The organism is Paenibacillus puerhi (genome assembly GCF_009846885.1).
GTDB lineage: Bacteria > Bacillota > Bacilli > Paenibacillales > NBRC-103111 > Paenibacillus_G > Paenibacillus_G puerhi.
Genome location: NZ_WUWM01000003.1, coordinates 84,639 through 110,307, shown reverse-complemented (window position 1 = coordinate 110,307; position 25,669 = coordinate 84,639). Strand labels below are relative to the sequence as shown.

Below are 25,669 nucleotides of genomic sequence, written 5' to 3'. Positions count from 1 at the left end.
AAATATTAACTAAAGGTGTTGAGGTTGTGGCAACCATCAAAGAAATCGCTAAGCATGCAAATGTTTCCTCGGCTACCGTCTCCCGGGTATTGAATAACGACCCAAGCCTATCGGTCAGTGCAGAAACGAGAGAACGCATCTTTCAAATCGCAGAAATGCTTGAATATAAACCGAACCGTACCAAGCGGGTTAAATATGAAACCGAGCTGGCTAGCAAGCAAATCGGCCTTCTGTTCCTGACTTCGCCCGACACAGAAAATGAAGACCCCTATTTCTCCAAGGTTCGCTTGAGTATTGAGCAGCGCTGTGAAGAGCTTGGTATTCCTATTGGAAAGACGATTAGAGGTACCGATGTGGAAAGTCATACCTTTCAGCACATGGACGGACTTATTATCATTGGGTCCGTTGATATCGAAGAAGTGTCTAACATTTATCCCAACCGAAAAGCTATCGTGTTAGTTAATCACCAGCTGGAGACAAGGGGATATGACACCGTGCGCATCCACTTTAGACAGGCGATGGAGGATGTGTTAGATCATTTGATCGCTGGAGGTCATGAGCGGATTGGCATGATCTCGGGGCGCGAATACCTTTATAAACTGGGCTCCCCAACGAGGCAGCAAGTGATAGCCGAAGCCAGGCAGGTGCATTTTGAGCAATTGCTACAAACAAAGGGACTTTATAACCCTGACTGGATTTTTACCGAGGATTGGGGAACGGTGAATGGATATTTGAAAATGAAGGAGCTGCTGTCTCAATCAGAAAGACCGACGGCTTGCTTTATCGGGAGCGATCCCATGGCGATCGGCGCTGTACGCGCCCTTATCGAAAGCAACGTCAAGGTGCCGGAGGAGATGGCCATCGTGGGCTTCGACGATATCGAGGTAGCCTCCTTCGTTAACCCGCCTCTCTCGACCGTCCGCGTGTTTCCCGAGCAAATCGGCCGAACAGCCGTCCAGCTGCTGATGGAACGTCTGGAGGGCAGGGAAACGGCGGTGCAATCCGTCATTGAAACGGAATTGATCGTTCGCCAAAGCTCGCGATAAGAGATTTGTTTGCCCAAGAAACTCTGTAAAGGGGGTGAGACATGATCAGAGATAGTAACACGGTAGGAAAAGGCGTTAGGGAAGGCAAAGCTTTGCCGGCAGCGGACAAGAGAGAAAAAAAAGCCCCCGGCCAATAGGCCAGAGGGGCACAAGAAAAAACAATTCACTTCTTATTGTAAGACAAACCAAGATGAGTTTCAATTAAAAACCTTAAAGGGGATAGGTATCTTGAAAAATGTCTATCAATTTACGGCGGCATCGTTGTTAGCGATCTCCATGCTGAGCGGTTGCAGCACAAACGGCAATGATAAGCAAGTGACGGACAAGGCGGGGGCAGCGGCAAAAGGAAACGTAGAGCTGCAGTTTCTTCAGTACAAGCCGGAAGCTCGAAACACGTTCGATCAGCTGATCGCCAAGTTCGAGCAGAAAAATCCGAATATAAAGATTATTCAAGACAACCCGCCGGATGCTTCCACTGCTCTGAAAACGAAGGTTGCGGCAGGCGAGGTGCCGGATATTATCGCCAACGGCGGCGACAACGTCTATGCCGTCCTGGTTCAGTCCGGCGTCCTGATGGATCTGACGAACGCGCCTCAGCTTGCTAACATACCGCCAGCGTATATAAAGACGCTTCAGGATATTGCGGAGACGGACAAGACGTATGCGATTCCTTACGGTGTTAACGCGAACGGCGTGATCTATAACAAAACGCTGTTTAAGGAGCTAAACCTGACGGTTCCGGCGACCTGGGACGAATTCATAGCGCTTAACAAGAAAATTCAAGATGCGGGTAAGCTGCCATTTTATTTTACGTTTAAAGATGCATGGACTACGCTGCCTGCGTATAACGCGTTGGCTGCGAGCACCCAGGGCGATGATTTTTATAAGAAGCATAGAGACGGCCAGGTCACCTACAGCAGCAACTATAAGGAAGCATCCGAGAAGCTGCTCCAGCTAATATCCTTCGGCCAGAAGGATCTGTTCGAGAAGGGCTATAATGACGGCAATGTGGCATTCGCGAAGGGTGAATCGGTCATGTATGCCCAAGGCGTTTGGGCAATTGCCGAAATCAAAAAGGCAAACCCGAACATAGAGCTGGGCGTTTTCCCTTACCCTGCGACTAACGACCCCGGCAAAAATATGCTCGTCTCCGGCGTAGACCAGTTGCTCTCGATTTCTGCGAAGACCAAATATCCGGAAGAAGCGAAGAAATTCATTGATTTCCTGCTGGAGCCTGAACAAGCAAAGGAATATGCGAAGGGTGTCAACACGTTCTCAGCCATTAAAGGAGTGACGCAAGACGATCCGTCGGTTGCAGATTTAGCGCCATACTTTGAAAAAGGGCAAGTAGCCGACTTCATCGATCACTATATTCCAAGCAACCTGAAGCTGGATCAGCTGTTACAGGAACTGGTGGCCAAGAAGGACATTCCATCCGTACTGAAGAGTATGGATAATGATTGGGATAAGGCGCAAAGCAGAAAATAAAGATGGAGAAGACGGGAATGAAAGCCTCCAGTTCATTCCCTTCTCTCATAAAGGGAGTCTTCCAGTGAACAAAAAAATGACGGCTTTTTACCTTATGGTGATTCCTGCCACGGTGCTGTTTTTCTCCTTCCATACACTCCCCGTCATAATGGGTATCTTTTATAGCTTTACAAATTGGAACGGCTTAGCTCCAAGCTATAAATTTGTAGGCTTCAAAAATTATTTGAATGTCATTAAGGATGCGGAAGTGTACGGCGCCTACTGGTTTACTTTTCGATTTGCCATACTTACTACGATCATCGTGAATGCGATCAGCCTGTTGGTGGCCATGGGTTTACATGCAAGGATCAAGCTAAAGAACGCGTTTCGAGCCATATACTTTTTGCCGAATATTTTGAGCATGCTGATCATTGCCTTTATTTTTAACTACTTCTTTTCGAATATCATCCCGGATCTGATGAAGAATTTAGGAGCAGACAGCCTGGCTTTCAATATATTGGGACGTGTGGAAACCGCGTGGATCGGGATCGTGCTTGTCACGGTTTGGCAGGCGACAGCCTTTAACATCATCTTGTATTTAGCGGGACTGCAAACTATACCGGCAGACCTGTATGAAGCATCAAGTCTTGATGGAGCTAATAAATGGAAGGAATTCTGGCATATAACGTTTCCTATGATCGCCCCATTTTTCACCATCAACATGGTGCTGGCGATGAAGAACTTTCTAATGGTGTTCGATCAAATTGTAGCCATGACCGGCGGCGGTCCAGCTAAAGCGACCATGTCGATCTCTTTTCTCATCTATTCCGATGGCTTTCAAGGCGGGTCTTTCGCCTATCAGTCGGCCAACTCGGTCATTTATTTTATCATCATCGTGTTGATCTCGGTATTTCAGCTTAAGGTGTTGCAAAGAAGGGAGACGAGCTTGTAGTGAAGCGTGAACAAACGAATTGGCTCGTTACGCTATTGATCGCTCTGGGCTCTATAGTTGTTATTCTACCGCTTTATTTAACGGTTATGATAGCCGTGAAAAGCCCGCAGGAGCTCGCTGAATCCGTATTCGCCCTGCCTCGCGTCTGGCAGTGGAGTAACTTTTCCGAAGCTATCCGGATGACTAACTTTTTCCATGTGTTTCGAAATAGCGCCGTCATTACCATCTGCTCGCTCATCTTCACGCTGCTGACGAACTCAATGGTTGCGTATGCGGTGGCAAGGAACATGGATAAACGGCTGTTCAGGTCGCTCTACTACTATTTTGTCAGCGCGCTGTTTGTTCCATTTCCCATTATCATGCTTCCGTTAGTCAAAGAAATGTCCGCACTCGGGATGAACAATCAGTTTGGGTTGATTGTCCTGTACGTGGTGTACGGCATTTCATTCAACATGTTCCTGTATGTCGGTTATTTGAAGAGCATTCCCGCCGAGCTTGAGGAAGCCGCAATGATGGACGGCGCCTCGGTGTGGAGCACCTTTTGGCGGGTCATATTCCCTTTGCTTAGCCCGATCAACGCTACGGTAGGCATCTTGACCTGCATCTGGGCGTGGAACGACTTTCTGCTGCCGTTCATTATTTTAAGCAAACCGACAATGGCGACACTTCCGCTTGCGCAATATATTTTCCAATCCCAATTCAGCGTTCAATACAATTACGCCTTTGCTTCTTATCTCATGGCGCTAAGCCCCATGGTGTTGGTGTATCTGATCGCGCAGCGTTGGATCATTAGCGGCGTCCTTCGAGGCGCATTGAAATCTTAAGGAGAGAACGATCATGGCTATTTTTTACAACGAGCAAGAACAGCTTTTTCACCTGCAGTCGCAGGATATGAGTTATATGATTCAGTTGGTTAAAGGCTATCCGGCCCATGCCTATTGGGGAAAGCGGCTGGATGAGCGGGGAAACCTGAGTAACCTCCTGATGCGAGTCGAGCGCTGCTCGTTTTCCCCCAATCCGGTAGCCGAGGACCGGAGTATCTCGCTTGATACGTTGCCGCAGGAATATCCTCAGTATGGGACAAGCGACTTTCGCAATCCGGCGTATCATGTTCAGCTTGCGGACGGGAGCAGAATCACGGAATTAAAGTATAGCGGCCATCGGATCACTGCGGGAAAGCCTCCTCTGGAGGGGCTTCCAGCTGTTTACGTCGAGTCTGACAAAGAAGCTCAAACGCTCGAGCTGGAACTGGCAGATCCCTATAGCGGTTTGAAGGCTGTGCTCAGCTATACGATATTTGAGCAGTTTAATGCGATTGCACGCTCCGTCCGGTTTATAAATGAAGGGGGACAGCCGTTAAAGCTGCTGCGAGGACTCAGCGCAAGTGTTGATTTTGCCGATTCGGATTACGAATGCTTGCACTTGTCTGGGGCATGGACGAGGGAGCGTCATATTCAAAGACGTGAGCTGGGTCCGGGCTGCATCAGCATCGAGAGCCGAAGGGGGGCCAGCAGCCACCAGCATAACCCGTTTATGGCGCTGCTTCGCCCTGCAACGAATGAAGAACAAGGTGAGGTATACGGCTTCAGTCTCGTGTACAGCGGGAACTTTGCTGCGGCGGCAGAAGTCGATCAATTCGATACGACGCGCGTGTCCATCGGACTAAATCCCTTTGATTTCGCATGGGAGCTGTCTTCCGGGGAAGCCTTCCAGACGCCGGAGGCGGTGCTCGTCTATTCGGATGAAGGCCTCGGGGGGATGTCGCGTACGTACCACCGGCTCTACCGGAAGCGGCTCTGCCGGGGCGTGCACCGGGATAAGGAACGGCCGATCCTGGTGAACAACTGGGAGGCGACCTACTTTGATTTCGATGCGGAGAAAATCGAAGCCATTGCCAGCGAAGGCTCAGAGCTCGGTATTGAACTGTTTGTGCTTGATGACGGTTGGTTTGGCAAGCGCGATGACGATACCACCTCGCTGGGTGATTGGACCGTGGACCGTGCCAAACTACCAGGAGGGCTAGAGGATTTGGCGCAACGCGTGAATCGGCTGGGGCTTCAGTTCGGCCTTTGGGTAGAACCGGAGATGGTGTCGCCGGAAAGTGTTTTATACCAGACTCATCCGGATTGGTGCCTGCATGTGCCGGGACGTCGCCGGACGGAGGCGCGTTCTCAGCTTGTCCTGGACTACTCGCGGGCAGACGTTCGTGACTATATCTTTGAAGCCTTAAGCAGCATACTCAAGCAGGTGCCGGTCGCCTACGTGAAATGGGATATGAACCGCAACATGACCGAAATTGGCTCGGCCGCATTGGCCGCAGATCGCCAGATGGAGATTGCTCACCGGTATATACTGGGCCTATATGAGCTGCTGGAGCGGCTGACGGCCGCATTTCCCCATATTCTGTTCGAAAGCTGCTCTGGCGGCGGCGGACGTTTCGACCCCGGCATGCTTTACTACATGCCGCAGACATGGACGAGTGATGATACAGATGCCGTGGAGCGGTTAAAAATCCAGTACGGCACCAGTATCGTATACCCAGTCAGCTCCATGGGGGCGCATGTTTCGGCCGTCCCGAATCATCAAGTCGGGCGAATCACCTCGCTCACCACGCGTGGAGATGTAGCCATGTCCGGTAATTTTGGCTATGAGCTGGACTTGACCAAGCTGGCGCAAGAGGAGAAGGACATGATTAAGCGGCAGGTGGCCGAGTATAAGGAAATCCGCTCGCTTGTGCAGAATGGGGATCTATTCCGGCTGAAGAGTCCGTTCCTTGGCAATGAGACCGCTTGGATGTTCGTCTCAGAGGATCGCAAGGAAGCGGTGGTCTACTATTTCCGGGTGCTCGCCGAACCCAATGCCCCTTTACGCCGCTTGAAGCTGAAAGGCCTGAATCCCGAGTACACGTACCTGCAACAGACGACCGGCGAGGCTGTCCGGGGGGACCGCCTGATGCATGTCGGTCTCCATGCGCCGACGGAAACCGGCGATTTTATTAGCTTTAGCGTTAGACTTCGCGCGATAGAAGAATAGGACCTTAAGGGCAGTCACTCCTCCGATGTGGACGATGGGAGGAAGGACTGCCTTTTTGTTGTTTTCGCATAGCGAACCGATAGAAAACGGCCCATTATTTACTTCGTGAAAAAGACAAAGCTTGATAAAGAAGTCCGGCCTAAAGTATGCTATACTAGTGCAGTGTTTACAAGAAATTAATAAAGAAAACTGTGGGGAATATACATGGGAGAATTGCAGCTTGCGTTGCTCAACTATGGTCGCAGGACGGCCAGACGTCTGCCTTTGTTGCTGTGGGCCGTATGGATTGTTTTTCTGGTAGAGGTGCTCAGCCGCGGACAATGGGGAGAATCCTTCGGCTGGACCTTTACCGCGATTCCGGTACTTGGTTTGAATGCGCTTCTCGTCCTGGGACTGCTGCTGCTGTTGACGGCCATCACGGCCAGCGTACGCATCTCGTTCTGGCTCGTTTCAAGCGTCTGTCTGGGCTTTGGGCTGGTAAGCGGGGTTAAGCTTAGTATTTTGGGCGTTCCGTTCCTTCCTTGGGACCTGCTTCTAACGAGCGAGACACAGGATATGACGCAATATCTCGGCGGAATTTTCAATTTTACGATCATCTCGGGCTTCGTCGCGTTTATCGTCATCAGTATTCTGCTGCTCTACAAGCTGCCGCGGATCATGCTCCGCCTGGGCTGGAAGCATCGCATTACGATGGGGCTGGCGTCGGCCCTGCTGCTGGTTGTTATCTATAACGACGGCGCTATTAATCTAAAGAAGCTTGTCAACGTGCAAAATATTGCCTGGGATCAGACGGAAAATGTAAGAACGAACGGCTTTCTGCTGACAACCGTTATGAATATCAAGTATTTATTCCTCGATGAGCCCGGCGGCTACGATGAAAAATCGATCCTTGCCTTGGCGTCATCCGCCGTTCCGGCCGTTACCAAGGCGGGCGATATGAAGCCGAATATTATCGTCGTGCTGAGCGAGTCGTTCTGGGACCCCACCCAGGTGAAGGGGCTGACCTTCAGCCGCGACCCGCTGCCGTTCTATCACGAGCTGGCCGCCAAGTATTCCAGCGGTACGATGCTGTCTCCGCAATATGGCGGGGGGACGGCTAATGTGGAGTTCGAGGTGCTGACCGGAAACTCGATGCGTTTTCTGCCGCAGGGCTCTACGCCTTATAACCAATATATCGATAAGGGCGTCGATTCGCTGGCCAGCATCTTGACTCGCCAGGGCTATGCCTCGACAGCCATCAATCCGTTTCATAGCTGGTTCTACAACAGCAAGAGCGTATATAACAATTTCGGGTTTCAGAAATATATTTCCCAGGAATTTTTCGAGCCGGATTACGAGGGGCCGTATTTGGCCGACCGGGGCGTAGCCAAGCAGATTATTCAGGCGAGCCAAGCATCGGCAGGCTCTGACTTTATCTTTGCCAATACGATGGAAAATCATTATCATTATTACCCGGGAAAGTTTAAAGAGAATACGATCGAAGTGACCGGTGTAACCGGCGAGTCCAAGGGGATGTTTGAGACTTTGGCCCAAGGACTGACCGGCGCCGACAATATGCTGAAAAGCCTCGTAACGCATTATGAGAAGAGCGACGAGCCGACGATCATCGTTTTCTTCGGCGATCATCTGCCAAGTCTTGGCGACGACTATCAGGCTTACCGGGACAGCGGGTACCTGCTGCCGAACGATCCGGACTTTACGAATAAAATGTACCGGGTCCCTCTGCTCGTGTGGAACAACTACTTGCCGGCCCATCAGGATAAGCTGGACATGAGTCCTTCATTCCTCGGACCGTATGTACTGAAGCTGGCAGAGCGGGAAGGAAGCTATTATACCGATTATTTGAATCAGCTGGCTCAGACGACGCCTGTCATCCCTCCCAAGAACATGTATGCGCAGATGGGGATTTCCGAGGAAAAACTGAAAGGCTACGAGAGGCTGCAATACGACATTATGTTCGGCAAGCAGTATGCTTATAAGGAACGACAACTGTCAATCAAGGATCCGAATTATGTCATCGGAACCGGCCGGCTTGAGGTCGATCACGTCAAGCTGGAGCCTTCCGGCGCGGACCGTTTAGTTACGGTGGAAGGCCGAAACCTTCCGGCTCTGGGCATCGTGCACATCAACGGGCAGCCGGTGCATACGGAAAGAAACGCTGCCGGACAGCTGACCGCTATCGTGAAGCCGGAGCTGCTGGGGCAGCTTCCGTGCAAGGTGGAGGTCGTTGTCAAGGACTCCAAGGAAAAGATTGTGGTCCGATCGAATACGTACGCCTATCAGGAAGGGACCGATGCCGCTGCGGAGACGGTCGTACACTAGCCAAGATGTAAGAGCCCGCTCCGCGGCTTCCCCGATTAAAAGCCAATAGCCTCCCGAAACTTGAGTGTTCGGGGGGCTTTTTGCACATATCAGCGGCTCTTCTCTTCCGCGAGAGAGGCTGTACACGGCTAGATCAAAAACCTTAACACCGGAGGTCGGTTTTTTCCATTGCCGCCACGACCGTATTTTTTTATGCTGAAGGCAAGAATCGTTCAGGCAAGGCAAGCTGCAAGATCATTATGAAAGCGATTACGGTCTAAAAGGGTGTGGTGGAGATGTTCGCTCAGGAACGTAGGCCGCTGGAAGATTGGGACACCGCGGCAATAAACAAGCAGGGGACGATCGATCCAAGCTCGGACTGGCGTAATCTGAACGTGCTGGAAGTGAATGCCGAACCGCCGAGTGCAAGCCGGATTCCATTCGCCAACCGGGAGCAGGCGCTTAAAGGAGAGAGGGAAGCTTCTCCGTTCTTTCAGTTATTGAATGGGGACTGGTCCTTTCTTTACGCCGATTCCCCGCTGATCGCTACCGAACTGTTCATGGAACCTGCATACAGCACATCGGAGTGGCCGCTCATCCCGGTTCCTTCCAACTGGCAGCTGCAAGGCTATGGGCGTCCTCACTACAGCAGCTGCCCGTATCCGTTTCCGATCGATCCGCCTCACGTGCCGCAGCATACGCCGATCGGCTGCTACAGGAGAAGCTTCTCGCTGCCCGAGAGCTGGGAGTCCCGCGAGATCCGGCTCGTCTTCGAGGGCGTGGATGCGGCCTATCATGTATGGATCAACGGGCATGCGGTAGGATACAGCCAAGGCAGCCACTATCATACCGAGTTTTCGATTACGGATTATGTGCAGCCGGGGGAAAATACGCTGGCCGTTCGCGTCTACCAGTGGTGCGACGGCAGCTATCTGGAAAGTCAGGACAAATGGCGGCTAAGCGGCATCTTCCGGGATGTCTACGTGGCTGCGCTGCCAGCGGTGTTTATTCAGGATTATCGGGTGCGGACACCGTTTGCGGGAAGCTATGAACGGGCGGAGCTGGATGTCGCAGTACGATTGGCCGGCTCGGCGCGTGCGCCCGCAAACGGGACCTACCGTCTGGACTTGACGCTGCTCGATGAACAGGGCCGCGTTCTGTTGGAGCGCCAGCGGCTTCTTCCCCAGCGAACTTGGGAGCAGAACAACGGGGAGATCGAGATCCAGTTCTCGGAGGCAGTAGACAGCCCCGAGCTGTGGACCGCCGAGACGCCCTATTTATACACGCTTCTGCTGACTCTCAGCGATCGGGAGGGCAATCCCGATGTGGTTGTGCGGACCGATGTAGGCTTCCGCGATATTCGGATCGAGGCCGGACAGCTGCTTGTCAACGGCAGAGCGATCACGATCAAAGGAGTGAACCGCAATGAGTTCGATCCCGAGCTGGGCTACGTAACCACACCGGAGTCGATGGAGCGGGACATCGTGCTGATGAAGCGGCATAACATCAATGCGGTGCGGCTATCGCATTATCCGAACGACAGGAGATGGCTGGAGCTGTGCGACCGCTATGGGCTTTATGCGATAGCCGAGGCGGATCTGGAGACGCACGGGTTTCACTTTGTAGGCGATGAGAGCTACCTGTCGCGGCATCCCGACTGGCGGGAGGCTTACTTGCAGAGAGCGAGGCGTATGGTGGAACGGGATAAAAACCATCCCTCCGTCATCATGTGGTCGCTGGGCAACGAATCGGGCTACGGGCCCCATCATGATGCGATGGCGGCCTGGATCCGCCAGGCCGATCCGACGCGGCCGATCCATTATGAACGCGCGTACGATGCGCCGGTCGTCGATGTGGTCAGCAGCATGTACCCTTCGGTCGAGATGCTGATTGAGGAGGGCCGCAAATCGGATTCCCGTCCGTACCTGATGTGCGAGTTCGGACATGCGATGGGGAATTCGACGGGCAACCTTCAGGAATACTGGGAAGCGGTTTACCGCTACCCGAGGCTGCTCGGGGGTCTCATCTGGGAGTGGGCCGATCAAGGAATTCTTCGTACCGATGAGGATGGCCAGACGGGGTATGCGTATGGAGGGGATTTCGGCGAGGAGCCGCACAGCGGACATTTTTGCTTGGATGGCCTGCTGTTTCCCGACCGCAGCCTGAAGGCATCTATTCTGGAATATAAAAAGGTTATCGAGCCTGTCAAGCTGGAGGTCCTGCAGGCCGCTGAGGGACGATTCCTGGTCAAGAACCGGTACGACTTCTCGACGCTGGCCCACCTCAGGGGAGAATGGCAGCTGATGCGCGACGGAGCCGTCCTGCAGCGGGGAGAGCTGGAGCAGCTAGAGACGCCGGCCGGCGAAGAGGAGGAGATCCGCATCCCGTTCTCGCGGGAGCTGCTGGATGCGCCGGCTGAATACGGCGTCCATGTGCGCTTCGTCCTGCGCTCGGCCGCGTTGTGGGCAGGGGAGGGGCATGAGGTCGCTTGGACCGATGCGTCTATCGGCCATGTGCAGGCGGAGGCAGCGGAGGAGGCAGGGGCGGCTCTGTCAGAAGGGCAGGCTCGTAAGCCTGCGCCTTTGCAAGTAGCCGAAACCGCCAGCGGGATAGAGATCCGCGGCGATAGGTTCGAGCTTTGCTTCAGCAGAGCAGGGGAAACGCTCACATCCTGGCGGGTGCAGGGCGAGGAGCTGCTGGCGGACGGACCGAGGATCAGTCTATGGCGGGCTCCCGTCGACAATGACGTCCATACCGCCAAGGAATGGCGCAAGGCCGGCTACGACCGCTTGATGGCCGATTGGCGAAGCTTGAGCATCGAGGAGCGGGATGACGATCAAGTCCAGATCGCCGTAGAAGGCATCCTGGGAGCCCGCGGCGAACCGGCGGCGTTTGAAGTGAAGCTCAGCTATACCGTCAACCGTCTCGGCGAGCTGCACATTGAAGCGGCCATAGAGCCGAAGCGGAAGGAAGGGCTACCTCCTCTGCCAAGATTCGGGCTGGAGCTGTCGATGCCGGCAGCCTTCGACCGATTCGCCTGGTTCGGCCGCGGGCCGCATGAATGCTACGCGGATCGTAAGGAAAGCGGCAAACTGGGCATCTACAGCGGCACCGTACAGGAGCAGTTCGTCCCCTACATCAAGCCGCAGGAAAATGGAAGCAAGGCCGATGTCCGCTGGGCTCAAGTGACGGACGCGGCGGGACGGGGGCTGCGGATCCGCGGAACCTCGCTCCTGCAGGTAGGCGTAAGCCATTATGCGACGGAAGACCTGGCGAGCGCGACGCATGTCCATAAGCTTATGCGGCAGGAGAGGACGATCGTGCGCGTCGACGCCGCTCAGAGCGGTCTGGGCAATCACAGCTGCGGCTACGCGCCTACGCTGGAGCGATACCTGCTTCCGGCGCAGCCGATGAAGCTCGGACTGAGCCTGACGCCCGTATCCGGTCCGGCCAGCTGTTAACCACCGCCAGCGGTAGCCGGAAGTCGGAATCCGGAAGCCGGGTGTTTGCGTTACTGACAGGATATCGCAAGAAATGCGGGATTTGCCGCGAAGGATTCCGCAAGCTGCTTAGAGAATTGTATGACTATAGCCTAATGGAGGTCTCAACATGACCATTCGAGTGAAAGCCTGCATGACGGAATATATGACCAACCCGCTCGGCCTTGACGAGCTTAGACCTCGCCTGTTCTGGAAGCTGGAGTCGGCGGAGAGGGGAGCCGCACAGTCGGCCTATCAAGTGATGGTAGCCTCCTCGCGCGAGCGGCTGGACGGGGATATGGCCGACATGTGGGATACGGGCAAGGTGAGCTCTTCTCAGTCGGTTCAGGTGGAGTACGATGGAGAACCGCTGGAATCGGAGGGCTGCTACTTCTGGAAGGTGCGCGTCTGGGATGCGCAGGACCGTGTCTCGGCATGGAGTGAATGCGCTTACTGGACGATGGGGCTGCTGACGCGAGACGAGTGGAAGGCTGTCTGGATCGGGCGCAAAGCGGAACCGGAGGCAGAGATGCAGCCTTCGCCGTTTTTCCGCCGGGAGTTCACGGTCGGCCGCCCGATCCGGCGCGCCACCGCCTATGCTACCGCGCTCGGCTTGTTCGAGCTGCGGGTGAACGGCCAGCCGGTCGGCGACCGCTTTGCTCCAGGCTGGACGGACTATGACCGGCGCGTCCAGGTATCGACCTTCGACGTGACGGAGCTGCTGCGGGAAGGCGGCAATGCCATAGGCGTTATACTGGGCGACGGCTGGTATTCCGGTACGGTCGGCTTTCTCGGGGATAAGGTATACGGCGAGCGGCCGTTTTTCCTGATGCAGCTTCATATCGACTACGAAGACGGAGCCCGGGAGCGCGTATGCACCGATGCTTCCTGGAGAACGGCTTCGGGTCCGATCGTTTACTCGGATATGATCAAGGGCGAGACGTACGACGCCCGTCTGGAGCTTACGGGCTGGGATCAGCCGGATTATGACGATGCCGGATGGCAATCGCCGGACGTTCGGCCAGGCTACAACGGACTTCTCGTGGCGGCGATGGAGCCGCCGATCCGCATTACCCAGACGCTTAAGCCCATCTCGATAACCAAAACGGAGCAAGGCACCTACATCTACGATATGGGGCAGAACATGGTCGGCTGGACCGAGCTTCGGGTAAAGGGCGACCGGGGAACGCGCGTTACGCTGAGCCACGCGGAGATGCTGAACCCGGACGGCTCGCTGTACCTGGATAATCTGCGCGTCGCCGTGCAGCAGAACCATTATGTTCTGAAAGGGGACGGCGAGGAGCGCTACGACCCCCATTTTACGTTTCACGGCTTCCGCTACGTGGAGCTGATCGGATTCCCGGGCGAGCCGGATCTGGAGACGGTGACCGGCAAGGTTGTCCATTCGGATACCCCGGAAACAGGCAGGCTGATCACCTCCGACGAGATGGTGAACAAGCTCTATTCGAACATTACATGGGGGCAGCGCGGCAACTTCCTGTCCGTACCGACGGACTGTCCTCAGCGCGACGAGCGGCTGGGCTGGACGGGAGATGCGCAGATCTTCGCGCGGACGGCCTCCTACAATATGGATGTATCGCGGTTTTTCAGCAAATACATGTGGGATATGATCGATGCGCAGCAGCCGTCGGGCGCCTTCACGGACGTAGCGCCGGACGGGGGCTGGATCCGTCATAAAATGTGGAGCACCCGGCTGAACTGGTTTGCCCCGGATAATGCCGGCTGGGGAGACGCGGGGATGGTCATCCCGTGGACGCTTTATCTGATGTATGGAGACATGCGCATACTGTCCACGCATTATGAAGCGATGGTGCGCTGGGTGCATTATCTGAAGGCGAACTCTGACGGACTGGTGCGGCCGGACTACGCCAATTACGGCGACTGGCTGTCGATCGACGCGGACACGCCCAATGAAGTGCTGGCTACGGCTTACTTCGCCTACAGCACGAAGCTGCTGGCGCAGATTGCAGGCGTGCTCGGCAAGGCTGACGATGAGGCCCGCTATCGCTCGCTGTTTGCGGATATTGCCGAGGCCTTCCGCGGCGCCTTCGTGGACGGGGAAGGCCGCATCCACGGCGATACGCAGACCGTGTACGTGCTGGCGCTGCAGTTCGGGCTGCTCACCGGGAAGCAGATCTCGCAAGCGCTCGGCCATCTGACCGCCGATATCGAGCGGCGCGGCGACCGGCTGTCGACGGGCTTCCTCGGCGTAGGCTACCTGCTTCCGGCCTTGACTGAGCATGGCCGACTCGATGTCGCGTACCGCTTGCTGAGGCAGGAGGCGTTTCCATCCTGGATGTACTCGATCAAGCATGGCGCGACGACGATCTGGGAGCGCTGGGACGGCTGGACCGAGGAGCAAGGCTTCCAGACACCGTCGATGAACTCCTTCAATCACTATTCGCTGGGCTCGGTCGGCGAGTGGATGTTCCGGTATATGGCAGGGATCGACGCCGATCCGGCCGAGCCGGGCTTCCGTCACGCTGTCATCCGCCCGCAGCCGGGAGGCGGTCTTACCCGGGTGCAGGCGGAGTACGAATCTCTCTACGGCACGATTGCCGCAGCCTGGGAGCTATCACCGCAGGGCAAGCTAAGCCTGCGGGTGCGTATACCGGCCAATACGACGGCGACGGTCCATGTTCCGGGAAGCAGCATCCGTATCGATGGAAGCCTTCCGGCAGAGAACGGCGAAGCGGCAGCGCCGCTCGGCAGCGGATGGCGGCTGCTGGAGCAGACGCAGCAGGCCGGCGTATTCCGCATCGGCAGCGGCGAATATGAGTTTGAGGGCGAGCTGGCCCCCGAGCAGGGGTAAGCATCTGCACATCTACACATCTACACAGGCCGGACCGGAAGGGGCCGCATGCGCGATTGGAGGCGCAGCGGCCTTCCGCGTCCGGTTGTATGGTATCTAGGGGGAAGGGCGGGTGGTCGCCATGCAGGGAGTTCGTTTGGTCAAGGGAATAGGCATGAAGGGCTGGGCATTCTTTACCCGAATCCGGACGATGCTGCTGCTCAGCTACCTGGTCATCATCTTGCTGTGCATCGCGCTTGTCGGAACGATCTCCTTCTACATTTCCTATCGCTCGATGTCCGAACGCGTGGAAACCTCGAGTCTTCAGATCGTCAGACAAATCGAGAACAACATGGACAATGATTTCCAAAATAAGCGCAACCTGCTGCTGGCTCCTTACTATTCGCAGGAGTATATCGACGGCATCAATGCCTATCCGACGATGGACGATCAGGAACGGTTCGTATTTCGGCGGAAGCTGGGCGATTTGTATTTGAAAAGCTTTAATATTACGCCAATTCGGGACTTTATCCGGTTTCAGATTTATTTCAGCAACGGCGATCTGATGAACTCCTCCGATAACCAAGCCCCCTGGACATCCCGGGAGGTAAGGGAGTCGGAGTGGTTCCAGCGTACGGTCGCGAGCGACGGCCGCGTTTATTTCAGCAGTCCGCCTGAGGGGGGACAAGCCGGCAAGAACGAGGCGGCCGCTTATGCCTCATCGATTTTGATCCGTGACTTTGCCAATCCCGACTATTATATAGTCGTTCGAGTTGAATACAATACGGCGCTGTTCGACAGCGTCGGCCAGAACGACAGCCTCTCGGCGAACAGCAGGCTGCTTATTCTCGACGAGAACAACCGTCCGATCTACGCTTCGCCCGGAGCGCGGGAGGCCGCAGCCGAGACCGGACTTCTTTCTCAGCTCACGAACCATAACGGGAAGCTATGGCTGGAGGGCGAACAAGACAGTCAACTGGTGACTTACACCCGTTCGGACTATTCCAATTGGAAGATCGTACTTATCATGCCGAAGAAGGATATTTTCGGACCGCTTGACCAAATCAAAACGGCGACGCTGCTTACTGCGCTTATCGCCTTTATGGTTACCTTCTTCATATCCGTGCTGTTCGGCCGCAGCCTGACCAATCCGATTCTTGTGCTTTATAAAACGATCAACCGCGTGAAGCGGGGGGATTTTTCCGTTCGCGTCGCCGTAACAAGGCAGGATGAGATCGGGCTGATCGCTTCGAATTTCAATGATATGCAGGATGAACTGCAACAGCTGATCGAGTCCAAATATATCAATCAAATCAAGCTGCAGCAGGTGGAGCTGGCCATGCTTCACTCGCAGATCAATCCGCATTTTCTGTACAACACGCTGGACAGCATCAAGGCGATGGCCGACTATTACGAGGCCGGGAAGATCGGCGATATGGCCCAGTCTCTGGCGGATATGTTCCGCTACAACATCAAGAATACGAGCTCGGTCGTCACGCTCCGGGAAGAGCTCGAGCAAATCGAGGCGTATATGAGCATTCAGAGCATCCGCTTCGAGGATAAGATCACCTACGAACGGGAGATCGAGGAAGCTTTATTGAGCGTTACGGTCCTGAAAATGACGCTTCAGCCGCTGGTCGAGAACGCCGTTTTCCACGGGATCGAGCCGAAGCTGGGACGGTGCCGGCTCCGCGTGAGCGCTACTACCGAGGGCGGACATATGCGGCTCACGATCAGCGACGACGGCGTAGGGATCGACGCGGAGCGTCTGCGCAGCTTGCGCGAGCGGCTGAATGAGTCCGTGTTCAACGAGGACACCGCCTTCTCTGCGGAGGAGGGAGGGATAGGAATTCGGAATGTGTACGCTCGCTATACGATCCGCTTCCGGGACCGGTTCCGCTTCGAAATCGCAAGCGAGCCCGGAGCAGGGACGGCGATCTCGCTTCTTATCCCCCTACCCGGATAAGTCGGAAATCTCCACATGAAGAGTCGAAATCGTGAATAGAGAGACGGTAAGCGTTTTCATATAATCAACTTGTAAGCGATTTCTAAAGGAGGGTTACACAAGATGAGAACGAAAAGAAACGTTTTCTCCACGATTACCGTTTGCTTGACGGCGGCAGCCTTGGCCGCTTGCGGCACAGACGGCGGGGGCGGCTCCAGCGCTCCGGCGTCCGCGCCCGAAACGAAAGCGCCTGCGGAGTCTGCCGCTCCGGCTGCTCCGGCCAAAGCCAAGGATCCCGTCACTTTGACGTTTGTGATCGCCAATACGGTGGATACGGCGCCCTTTACCAAAATTTTCGAGGAGTATCAGAAAAAAACCGGTAATAAGGTGGAGCTTCAGGCGCTGCCGGGCGGTGATTTTGACAATATGATGAAAACCCGCTTCTCCACAGGCGACTTCCCGGATCTGTTCCTGATGCAGCCGGGCACCAAGCAGAACGTCAAGCTGAGAGCGGAAGAAACGCTCCACGAGTGGAGCGGCGATAGCGCGGTATGGGACCGGATCATCCCCTCGATGAAGGAGTTCCAGACGACCCCGGACAAGAAAATTTATGGGGTTCCGTTCGGCGCAACCGGTACGATGGGGGTGTTCTACAATAAGGAAGTATTCAGCAAGGCTGGGGTGCAGCCGCCGAAAAACTATGCCGATCTGATCGAGATTGCCAAGAAAATCAAAGCCGCCGGCGTGACTCCTTTCTATGAAGGCGTGAAGGACGGCTGGCCTGCGCAGGTCTTTTATCTCACGGGCTGGGTTTCGCAGGTGGACCCGGCGATCAAGGACGAGGGCGTGCTGAAGCTGGAGCAGAACCAGCTGAATCTCGCTGATATTCCCGAGGTCAAGGACCTGTTCGTCAAGCAGAAGGAACTGAAGGATCTGGGCTTGTATCAGGATAATATTATGGCGGGCACCTATGATGAGCTGCAGAACAAGATGGGCGAGGGCAAGGTAGCCATGGCCTTCATGCTGGACGGGATTATCCCGCAGCTTGAGAAGAAATTCGGCAAGGAGTTCGTGAAGAACCAGCTCGGCGTCTTCCCGTTCCCTGCCGCAGGCGATGCGGGCACGGCGCTCATCACGCCGCCCAATCAGCTGATGGTCCCGGCAAAAGCGAAGAACGCCAAGGAAGCGATCGAGCTGATCAAGTTCATGATCACCCCGGAGATGGTCAACCTGTATTACCAGGCGGCGCCCGGCATTCCGATCTTCAAGGATGCGAAGAGCGAGCTGTATTCCGTACAGGAATCCGTCAAAGCGATGATCGATGCGAACAAGGCCAAGATCAATATTCAAAACCGGCTGACGCCGACCTTTGCCGATTTCCAAAAAACGCTGCAAACGTTTTTCATCAGCGGAGATGTCAATGCGGCTCTGAAGGAATTCGACGCGAACTATAAAAAAGACGGCAAGTCCAAACGGTTAACCGGTTTCGAATAAGGGAGCGCAGGGCCGGCCGGAGTCTCAAGGCTTCGGTCGGCACGATACGCACAGGAGGTGAAGGGCATGGGAAATCATAAATATCCGCTCTACTTCTCGTTTCCCGCGTTGGCTGTGTTCCTGCTGTTTTTTATAACCCCGACCCTCATCGGGTTCTACTACAGCTTTACCGATTGGAACATCAATGCGAAGGATATCCGATTTATCGGCTTCGACAATTATACGGCGCTCTTCCAGGAGCCACGCTTGCGGACGGCGCTTCAAAATACGCTGGTTTTCGCCGCAGCGGTGACTGTTCTGCAGAACGTAACGGGACTCGGGCTAGCGCTCGTGATGAATGAAGCGCTTCGACTGCGCAATGTACTGCGCATGATCTTTTTCATGCCGTATGTGATCGCTCCGATCGTGATCGGGTATATCTTCCGCGCGATCTACCACCCCGAGCATGGGATTGTCAATGTCGCGCTGCATGCAGCAGGGCTCGGAGGACTGGCGGGCGATTGGCTGAACGATCCGAGGCTCGCGTTATTTTCCATCATCGTCACCGATATTTGGCGGGTAGCCGGGTTCTCCATGGTCGTGTATCTGGCCGGTCTGCAGTTCATCTCCAAGGATCTCATCGAAAGCTCGTCCATGGACGGGGCGAACTATTGGAGCCGCTTCCGGCACATCGTATTCCCGCTGCTGGCGCCTGCGTTTACCGTGAATGTGCTGCTTTCGCTGATCGGTTCGATGAAGGTATTCGAGATGGTGATGGTGCTGACGGAGGGCGGACCGGGGTATACGACCGAAGTGTTCTACACGTACATCCGCAGCATGTTCAGCTCCGGGGAGTTCGGCTACGCGACAGCCGTTAACGTCGTCCTGTTCGTTCTCGTCACGGCGGTCGGGGTGCCCGTTCTGATGAAGATGAAGAAGCGGGAGGTTGAGCTATGAATAAAGGAAAAGGGCTCATCCTTCTGGAGGCGGTGGCCATCGCGCTGGCTTTGCTGATTCTTATCCCGTTCTTTATGATTTTCGTCAACTCATTCAAGGATATCCGGGAATCGGCGCTGTTCGGCCTGTCTTTGCCCTCGCAGTGGCAGTGGTCGAACTACAAGGATATTTTCGGTCAAGCCAACATTATGCGCGGATTCATGAACAGCTTCCTGATCTCGGGCTGCGTCGTCGTCTGCGTGAATCTGTTCGCCTCGATGGCGGCGTTTATCATCCAGCGGCGCGACAGTCGCTTTCTGCGCGGGGCTTACTATATGTTCATCATGGGGCTGATCGTGCCGGTGTCGATCGTGCCGACGATCAAGCTGATGGGCGATCTTCATATCCGGGGCAGCTACTTCAGTCTGGTCATGTATTACACGGCCGTGCTGCTGCCGTTCGCCGTATTCCTGCTCGTGGGCTTCATGAAGTCGATCCCGCGGGAGCTGGACGAGGCCGCGCTGCTGGAGGGGTGTAGCTACTTCCGTCTGTATACGCAGATCATCCTGCCCTTGATCATCACGGTGCTCGTCACGGTTACCATCGTCGTGATGGTGTCGGTGTGGAATGATTTCTTCGGACCCTTCTACCTGATGACCGACAGCACCAAGTGGACGATTGTGCTGCAAATCTTTAACTTCGTCACGATGTACAGCACGAACTGGGGAGTCGTGTTCGCGTTTATGGTCGTCGTCGTGGCTCCGGTTTTGATCCTGTATTTATTTCTGCAAAGGTACATTATAGACGGATTGACGGCCGGCTCGATGAAGGGCTGAGCTTGAAGGGAGGAAGCGCGGATGAGAAAAGTCGTCGTCGTCGATGATGAAAAATGGATTCGCAAGGGTCTGATTCAATCGATCCCCTGGGAGCGCTTCGACTTCAAGCTGGTCGGAGAAGCGGGAGACGGACATGAAGCCTACGCTCTGGCGATGGCGGAGAAGCCGGATCTGCTTTTCCTGGACATGCGGATGCCGGGCTTGGACGGCAAGCAATTGATCGGCATGCTGAACCGCGAACTCCCCGGGATGCTTACGATCGTGGTGAGCGGATATTCCGATTTTGAATATACGAAGGAAGCGATTCGTCATAACGCGTACGAATATTTGCTGAAGCCGGTTAAGAAGGATGAGCTGTACGCGGTGCTGGAGAAGGCGGAGGCCGAGCTGCAGCGCAGGGAGTCGGCCCTCCGGAGGGAGCAGGCGGAGCGGCAGGAGGACTGGCTGCAGCGTGCGGTGTATCGGTCCGAGGCGGACTGGACCGACGATAGCGGGACGCTGGAAGCCGAGCTGCCGCCGGAATGGACCGGCGGAGAGCTGCTGATGCTTGTCGGCCGGCAGGACGCCTTCCGGGAGAGTCTGGAGCCGCAGCGTCTGAGCCGGCTTGTGCGCGACCAGCTTGATCGCAGCAGGCCGTTTCTGTTCGGCGGCGCTTGGACGTACATGCTTGCCTCCGCGCCAGACGCCTCCCGCGAGATCGTACTGGCCTTGAACGCCGCGAGCTTCCGGCAGGAGGAGCTGGACCGGTTGAATCAGACGCTCCAGCAGGTATTCAAGCAGGCGGGCAGCGGGACATACAGCTTCGGCGTGAGCCGGAGAAAGCCAGGCGGACTGCGTCTGCGCCCGATGTATCTCGAAGCTCAGGCTGCGCTCAAAAGCCGCCGGCTCGGCGAATCGGCAAGCCTGCTGTCCGCAGACCGGAAGAAGCCGCCTTCCGCCCGGGACTACCCGCAGGAGCTGGAGAATGCGTTCCTGCTCTCCTTGCAGATGGGAGGCGGGGATCTGGCGTGGAGGGAGTTCGAACGGCTGTTTGCCGTGCTTAGCGCGGATACGGTGACCGTGGATGACTTGCAGCGCAGCGCGTTTTTGCTGGTTCATTCGATCGACAAGCAGCTGAGAGCCAAGCATACCCTGCTGCAGGACATATGCGGCGGCAGCTCCACGGTGTACACAGGCATGATCGAAGTCCGTCACGATGCCGCTTCCGTGAAGCGGATTTTTGCGGAAGAGATCATCCCCCGCGTACTTGCCTTCTATGGCCGTTCCTGCGAGAAGCAGGGAGAGAAGGTCGTGCGCGAGATCCGCCAGCTGATCGAATCGCACTACGCGCAGCCGTTGTCCCTGCAGCAGATCGCCGGAAGCCACTATATGAACACGGACTACCTGAGCCGCTTGTTCAAGAAGACGACCGGCCAAAATTTCGTTGACTACATGACCGACTACCGCATTAACAAGGCCAAGGAATGGCTCCGGCTGCCGGGCTATAAAAATTATGAAATCGCGCAAAAGGTCGGCTATGAGGATTACCGGTACTTCAGTCAAATTTTCAAAAAACGCACCGGCATGACGATCGGCGAATACCGCAGCGCAGCCGGCGTGGCGGAATACGAAACCTAAGGAGCGATAGCACATGGAAAAACGTCTTATACCCGATACCCTGATGCTGGAGGAGCGGGCCGGACACGCCATCAATGCAATGATCGGCATGGCGGACCGGGACCATCAGTATATTCCTTTCTTTAACGCGGATTTGATGCACAAGCCCGCCTTCATGACCCATGGGGACTGGGATTACGGCTCCTCCCACGGGCGGATGATCGACGGACTTATTTTGGCCCGGCATATGTCGGGGGAAACGTACGGCGAGGATGTTGAGGAGCATTACCGCAAGAACCTGCTTTCCTTCTTCAAGGAGGACGGAATGAGCTATCGGCAGGTCAATCCGACCCGCAACTGGGAGCCCAATGCGAATCTGATCGACCAGCGCGCGGTTATTTTATCCCTGACCACCTGGTATATGGAGTCGCGCAATCCGCTAGTCAAGGAAGCGGCCGACCGCCACGTCGCCGCCTTGAAGCGGATCGCGGTCAAGGAGCGGGATGTCTGGTATTATCCGGCGTCGGAATACAAGGAGACGGGCTGGCCATCGGCCAACGGCATCCAGCTGCGGCTGGCGCCCGACCCCGCCGCCTTCTGCGGCCGTCTGGTGATGCCTCTGCTCAAGTATCATGAGCTGACCGGCAATGAGGATGCCTTCGAGCTGTGCCAGTTTTTCACGGCGATGATCATGGAGCGCAGCGGAGTATTCAACCCGGACGGCAGCTTCAACGATTCCCTGGCCTACCGGAGCGGCCACTTCCATACTCGGCTCGGCACGCTGGACGCGATCGCCCGGTTCGGCATGTTTACGGGCGATGCGGCCATGATCGCCTGGGTCAAGAAATGCTACGACTGGGCGCTGACCAAATGCACCGCCTTCGGCTGGACGCCGGGCGATCTGCACGAGCAAGCCTATGAGCATGAGACGTGCTCGCTCGTCGACCTGATCGCTTGCGGCATTTCGCTCGCCCAAAGCGGCTACGTCGAGTATTGGGGCGTCGTGGAACGGTTCCTGCGCAACCACCTGACCGAATCGCAGCTGCTTGATCTGGATTGGGTGGAGGAGTCGGATGACAAGTCTCAGGACATCCCACTCAATAAATCGTTCTATAAGGTCGCCCAGCGAACGAGAGGCTCCTTCGCCGGCTATTCTGCGCCCAATGATTTTATCTGCGATGTCAATGAAGGGCGCGGGCACACGAGCGATCTGCAGCTTTGCTGCCTGGGCTCGGGGACGCGCGGTTTGTTTATGGGCTGGAGCAACAGCGTAACGGAGAAAAACGGCACGGTCAGCATCAACTTCCTGCTGAACCGCGGCTCCAAATGGCTCGACGTCAGCAGCTACCTGCCTCATGAGGGCAAGGTCGTTATCCATGTCCGCCAGGATGTGCAGCGGCTTCAGATCCGTATTCCCGAATGGGCCGGATTTACGAAAATCCGCTTCGTCCGCGAGCTGAACGGCGAAGTGACCGAAGGCAAGGGGAGCGAGCCGAGCCGCTGGGTTCACAAGCATTTCCTGCTGCTTGGGGCAGCCCAGGCGGGCGAGACCATCACGGTCACCTTCCCGCTTAGCTTCCGCAAAACGCTGGAAAATGCCGTCGGCCAAACGTTCGAAACGGAATGGCGGGGCGACGATGTGGTGAATATCACTCCGAAGGGGACCAAGAAGCCGCTGTACAGCGACCGCAAGGTGTATGACACGGCGCCGATGCGGGAAGGCGATTACCGCCGGCTGGAGCGCGAGTTTGTCTGGTAGGGTTAAGGTTTGGAAGAAGGCATGAGGATATTCGGAGGAGGCGGAAGATGAAAACGATCGTTGCCGTATTTACAGGGCAAGGCCTGGCCGAGCCTTTGAAAGCTATTGTCCAGGAGCTGCTGCCGGATTGCAGGCTGGTGAATATCATCGACGACAGCCTGATCGGCGATGTCGTGCGCGCCGGTGAAGTTCCGCCCGGGGTGGCGCGCCGGCTGGTTCAATATTTTCATCATGCGGAGGAGATTGGAGCCGATGTCATTTTGAATACCTGCTCCTCCGTCGGCGAGATCGCAGACGAGGCGCGCCGCTTTATCGGCGTGCCGATCGTCAAGATCGACGACGCGATGACCGCGGCTGCGGCGGCGGGCTATGAGCGGATCGGGGTGCTGGCGACGCTTTCGTCTACACTGGAGCCGACGATGAGGCTGGTACGCAGGCAGGCCGGGCTGGCCGGGCGGGAAGTCACCCTGCTGAGCGGGCTGGCCGAAGGAGCCTTCGATGAGCTGGTATCCGGGAATCCGGCTGGACATGACCGGATCCTGCTGGAAACCGCTCAGCGGATAGCCGAAGAGGCGGATGTGCTGGTGCTGGCGCAGGGGTCCATGGCGAGGATGGAGGCTAAGCTGAGGGAGGCGACCGGCAAGCCTGTCTTGTCATCGCCGAGAATGGGCGTTGAGGCGGTCAAGGCGGTATTGGAAGAGCAAGAGCGGACAGCCACCGCCGTCTCCGCCACCTCGGCCCCTTCAGCCGCGCAAGGCAAGGGGGAAACGGGATGAGCGAAGAGCGGGTCATCGCGTCTTACCTGGTGGAAACGCCCTATACGCTGGAGCATGCGGCGGCCGTCATCGCGGGCGAGCAATCCACGGGGACGTTCACAGCCGTTCCGGGCGAAACGGATGAGTTGAAGGAGCGCTATGGTGCCAGAGTCGAGGGCATCGAGGCTCTTGGCGAAGCGGGGGAGCCGTCCTTGCCCGGATCGAAGCCGCCAGCCCGTCACGACGGGAAATTCCGCAGGGGGGTCGTCCGGGTATCCTTCCCGCTGCATAACTTCGGCCCTTCGATCCCGAATCTGCTCTCGGCGGTAGCGGGGAATCTGTATGAGCTGCAGGAGCTGTCGGGCTTGCGGCTGCTGGACCTTGAGCTCCCGGAAGCCTTCGGAGCCCTCTACCCCGGACCGAAGTTCGGGATCGAGGGAACAAGAAGGCTGACGGGGGTTACCGGCCGCCCTATCCTGGGCACCATCGTTAAGCCGAGCATAGGCTTGACGCCGGAGCAGCTGTCGGAGCTCGTGATGAAGCTGGCCTTGGCCGGGATGGACTTTATTAAGGACGACGAGCTGAACGGGAATCCGCCTTTTGCTCCGCTTGCGGCCAAGGTTCAGGCGGTGATGGAAGCGGTGGAGCGGGCGGCGGATAAGACCGGCAAGAAGCTGATGTATGCGTTCAACATCACCGGGGATATCGACGAGCTGCGTCGCAATCATGATACGGTCGTGAAGGCGGGCGGCAGCTGCGTGATGGTCAGCGTGATGAGCATCGGGCTCAGCGGTCTGGCCTATCTGAATACATTCAGCGAAGTGCCGATCCACGCCCACCGCAATCAGTGGGGGATGTTGACCCGAAGTCCGTTACTCGGCATGGAATTTACCGCCTTCCAGAAGTTGTGCCGTCTGGCGGGTGCGGATCAGCTTCACGTGAACGGGCTGAACAGCAAGTTCTACGAAAGCAACGAGTCGGTCATCCGGTCGATGGAGGCTTGCACGGCTCCGCTGCTTGGCGGCTATCAGACGATGCCGGTCGTCTCCTCCATGCAGTGGGCGGGAACAGCGGCTCCTACTTATGAGGCCCTACGCTCCGTCGATGTCATGCATCTCGCGGGCGGAGGGATGCTTGCGCACCCGGATGGCCCGGCAGCCGGATTCGCAAGCATGCAGCAGGGCTGGGAGGCCGCGGTGCAAGGCATTCCGCTCGACGTCTATGCGGCCGATCATCCGGAGCTGCTGCGAGCGATCGGGAAATATGGAAAGGGCTGAGC

16 protein-coding genes are annotated in these 25,669 nt (G+C 56.2%); all 16 read left to right on the top strand.

All coding sequences use genetic code 11. The features are described 5' to 3' along the window. Nucleotides 1-26: 26 nt before the first annotated feature. The 16 genes from GSF01_RS03935 to GSF01_RS03860 all read left to right on the top strand — a co-directional run bounded on the left by GSF01_RS03935 (nt 27) and on the right by GSF01_RS03860 (nt 25,667). Nucleotides 27-1,046: a LacI family DNA-binding transcriptional regulator gene (locus GSF01_RS03935; RefSeq protein ID WP_159881720.1), complete on the top strand. Its 1,020-nt coding sequence runs from the start codon at nt 27-29 to the stop codon at nt 1,044-1,046. A 228-nt stretch (nt 1,047-1,274) separates the two neighbouring features. Then, nucleotides 1,275-2,534 (top strand): ABC transporter substrate-binding protein, encoded by a 1,260-nt coding sequence (locus GSF01_RS03930; protein WP_159881719.1) that lies wholly within the window; start codon nt 1,275-1,277, stop codon nt 2,532-2,534. A gap of 64 nt (nt 2,535-2,598) precedes the next feature. Beyond that, nucleotides 2,599-3,465 carry a carbohydrate ABC transporter permease gene (locus GSF01_RS03925; RefSeq protein ID WP_159881718.1) on the top strand — a complete coding sequence of 289 codons (867 nt, stop codon included), beginning with the start codon at nt 2,599-2,601 and terminating at the stop codon, nt 3,463-3,465. After that, entirely contained in the window at nt 3,465-4,289 is an 825-nt protein-coding gene (locus GSF01_RS03920; protein ID WP_235941261.1) for a carbohydrate ABC transporter permease, read from the top strand. Before GSF01_RS03925 ends, GSF01_RS03920 begins: the two co-directional genes overlap by 1 nt. Before the next feature lie 13 nt (nt 4,290-4,302). Beyond that, nucleotides 4,303-6,498, top strand: coding sequence for an alpha-galactosidase (locus tag GSF01_RS03915; protein ID WP_159881717.1), 2,196 nt, complete (start codon nt 4,303-4,305; stop codon nt 6,496-6,498). A gap of 204 nt (nt 6,499-6,702) precedes the next feature. After that, nucleotides 6,703-8,820, top strand: a complete 2,118-nt coding sequence (locus tag GSF01_RS03910) for an LTA synthase family protein (protein ID WP_159881716.1) — start codon at nt 6,703-6,705, stop codon at nt 8,818-8,820. A gap of 275 nt (nt 8,821-9,095) precedes the next feature. Next, nucleotides 9,096-12,260: a glycoside hydrolase family 2 TIM barrel-domain containing protein gene (locus tag GSF01_RS03905; protein ID WP_159881715.1), complete on the top strand. Its 3,165-nt coding sequence runs from the start codon at nt 9,096-9,098 to the stop codon at nt 12,258-12,260. Between the two features lie 148 nt (nt 12,261-12,408). Then, the gene (locus GSF01_RS03900; RefSeq protein ID WP_159881714.1) at nt 12,409-15,111 is read left to right on the top strand and encodes a glycoside hydrolase family 78 protein; all 2,703 of its coding nucleotides are present in this window, start codon (nt 12,409-12,411) and stop codon (nt 15,109-15,111) included. A 121-nt stretch (nt 15,112-15,232) separates the two neighbouring features. Continuing rightward, nucleotides 15,233-17,056: a cache domain-containing sensor histidine kinase gene (locus GSF01_RS03895; protein ID WP_235941283.1), complete on the top strand. Its 1,824-nt coding sequence runs from the start codon at nt 15,233-15,235 to the stop codon at nt 17,054-17,056. Nucleotides 17,057-17,158: 102 nt separating this feature from the next. Beyond that, complete coding sequence (locus tag GSF01_RS03890; protein WP_159881712.1) at nt 17,159-18,529, top strand: ABC transporter substrate-binding protein; 1,371 nt, start codon at nt 17,159-17,161, stop codon at nt 18,527-18,529. A 66-nt stretch (nt 18,530-18,595) separates the two neighbouring features. Beyond that, nucleotides 18,596-19,465: a carbohydrate ABC transporter permease gene (locus tag GSF01_RS03885; RefSeq protein WP_159881711.1), complete on the top strand. Its 870-nt coding sequence runs from the start codon at nt 18,596-18,598 to the stop codon at nt 19,463-19,465. After that, the gene (locus GSF01_RS03880) at nt 19,462-20,280 is read left to right on the top strand and encodes a carbohydrate ABC transporter permease (protein WP_159881710.1); all 819 of its coding nucleotides are present in this window, start codon (nt 19,462-19,464) and stop codon (nt 20,278-20,280) included. Before GSF01_RS03885 ends, GSF01_RS03880 begins: the two co-directional genes overlap by 4 nt. 21 nt (nt 20,281-20,301) lie before the next feature. Continuing rightward, a complete protein-coding gene (locus tag GSF01_RS03875) occupies nt 20,302-21,897 on the top strand; it encodes a response regulator (protein ID WP_159881709.1) in 1,596 nt (531 codons plus the stop codon). A 13-nt stretch (nt 21,898-21,910) separates the two neighbouring features. Beyond that, entirely contained in the window at nt 21,911-23,635 is a 1,725-nt protein-coding gene (locus GSF01_RS03870) for a hypothetical protein (RefSeq protein WP_159881708.1), read from the top strand. Nucleotides 23,636-23,682: 47 nt separating this feature from the next. Further along, on the top strand, nt 23,683-24,411 hold the full coding sequence (locus GSF01_RS03865; protein ID WP_159881707.1) for an aspartate/glutamate racemase family protein: 729 nt from the start codon (nt 23,683-23,685) through the stop codon (nt 24,409-24,411). After that, nucleotides 24,408-25,667 (top strand): ribulose-bisphosphate carboxylase large subunit family protein, encoded by a 1,260-nt coding sequence (locus tag GSF01_RS03860; protein WP_159881706.1) that lies wholly within the window; start codon nt 24,408-24,410, stop codon nt 25,665-25,667. The genes GSF01_RS03865 and GSF01_RS03860 overlap by 4 nt, the downstream gene beginning before the upstream one ends. Nucleotides 25,668-25,669: the final 2 nt, after the last annotated feature.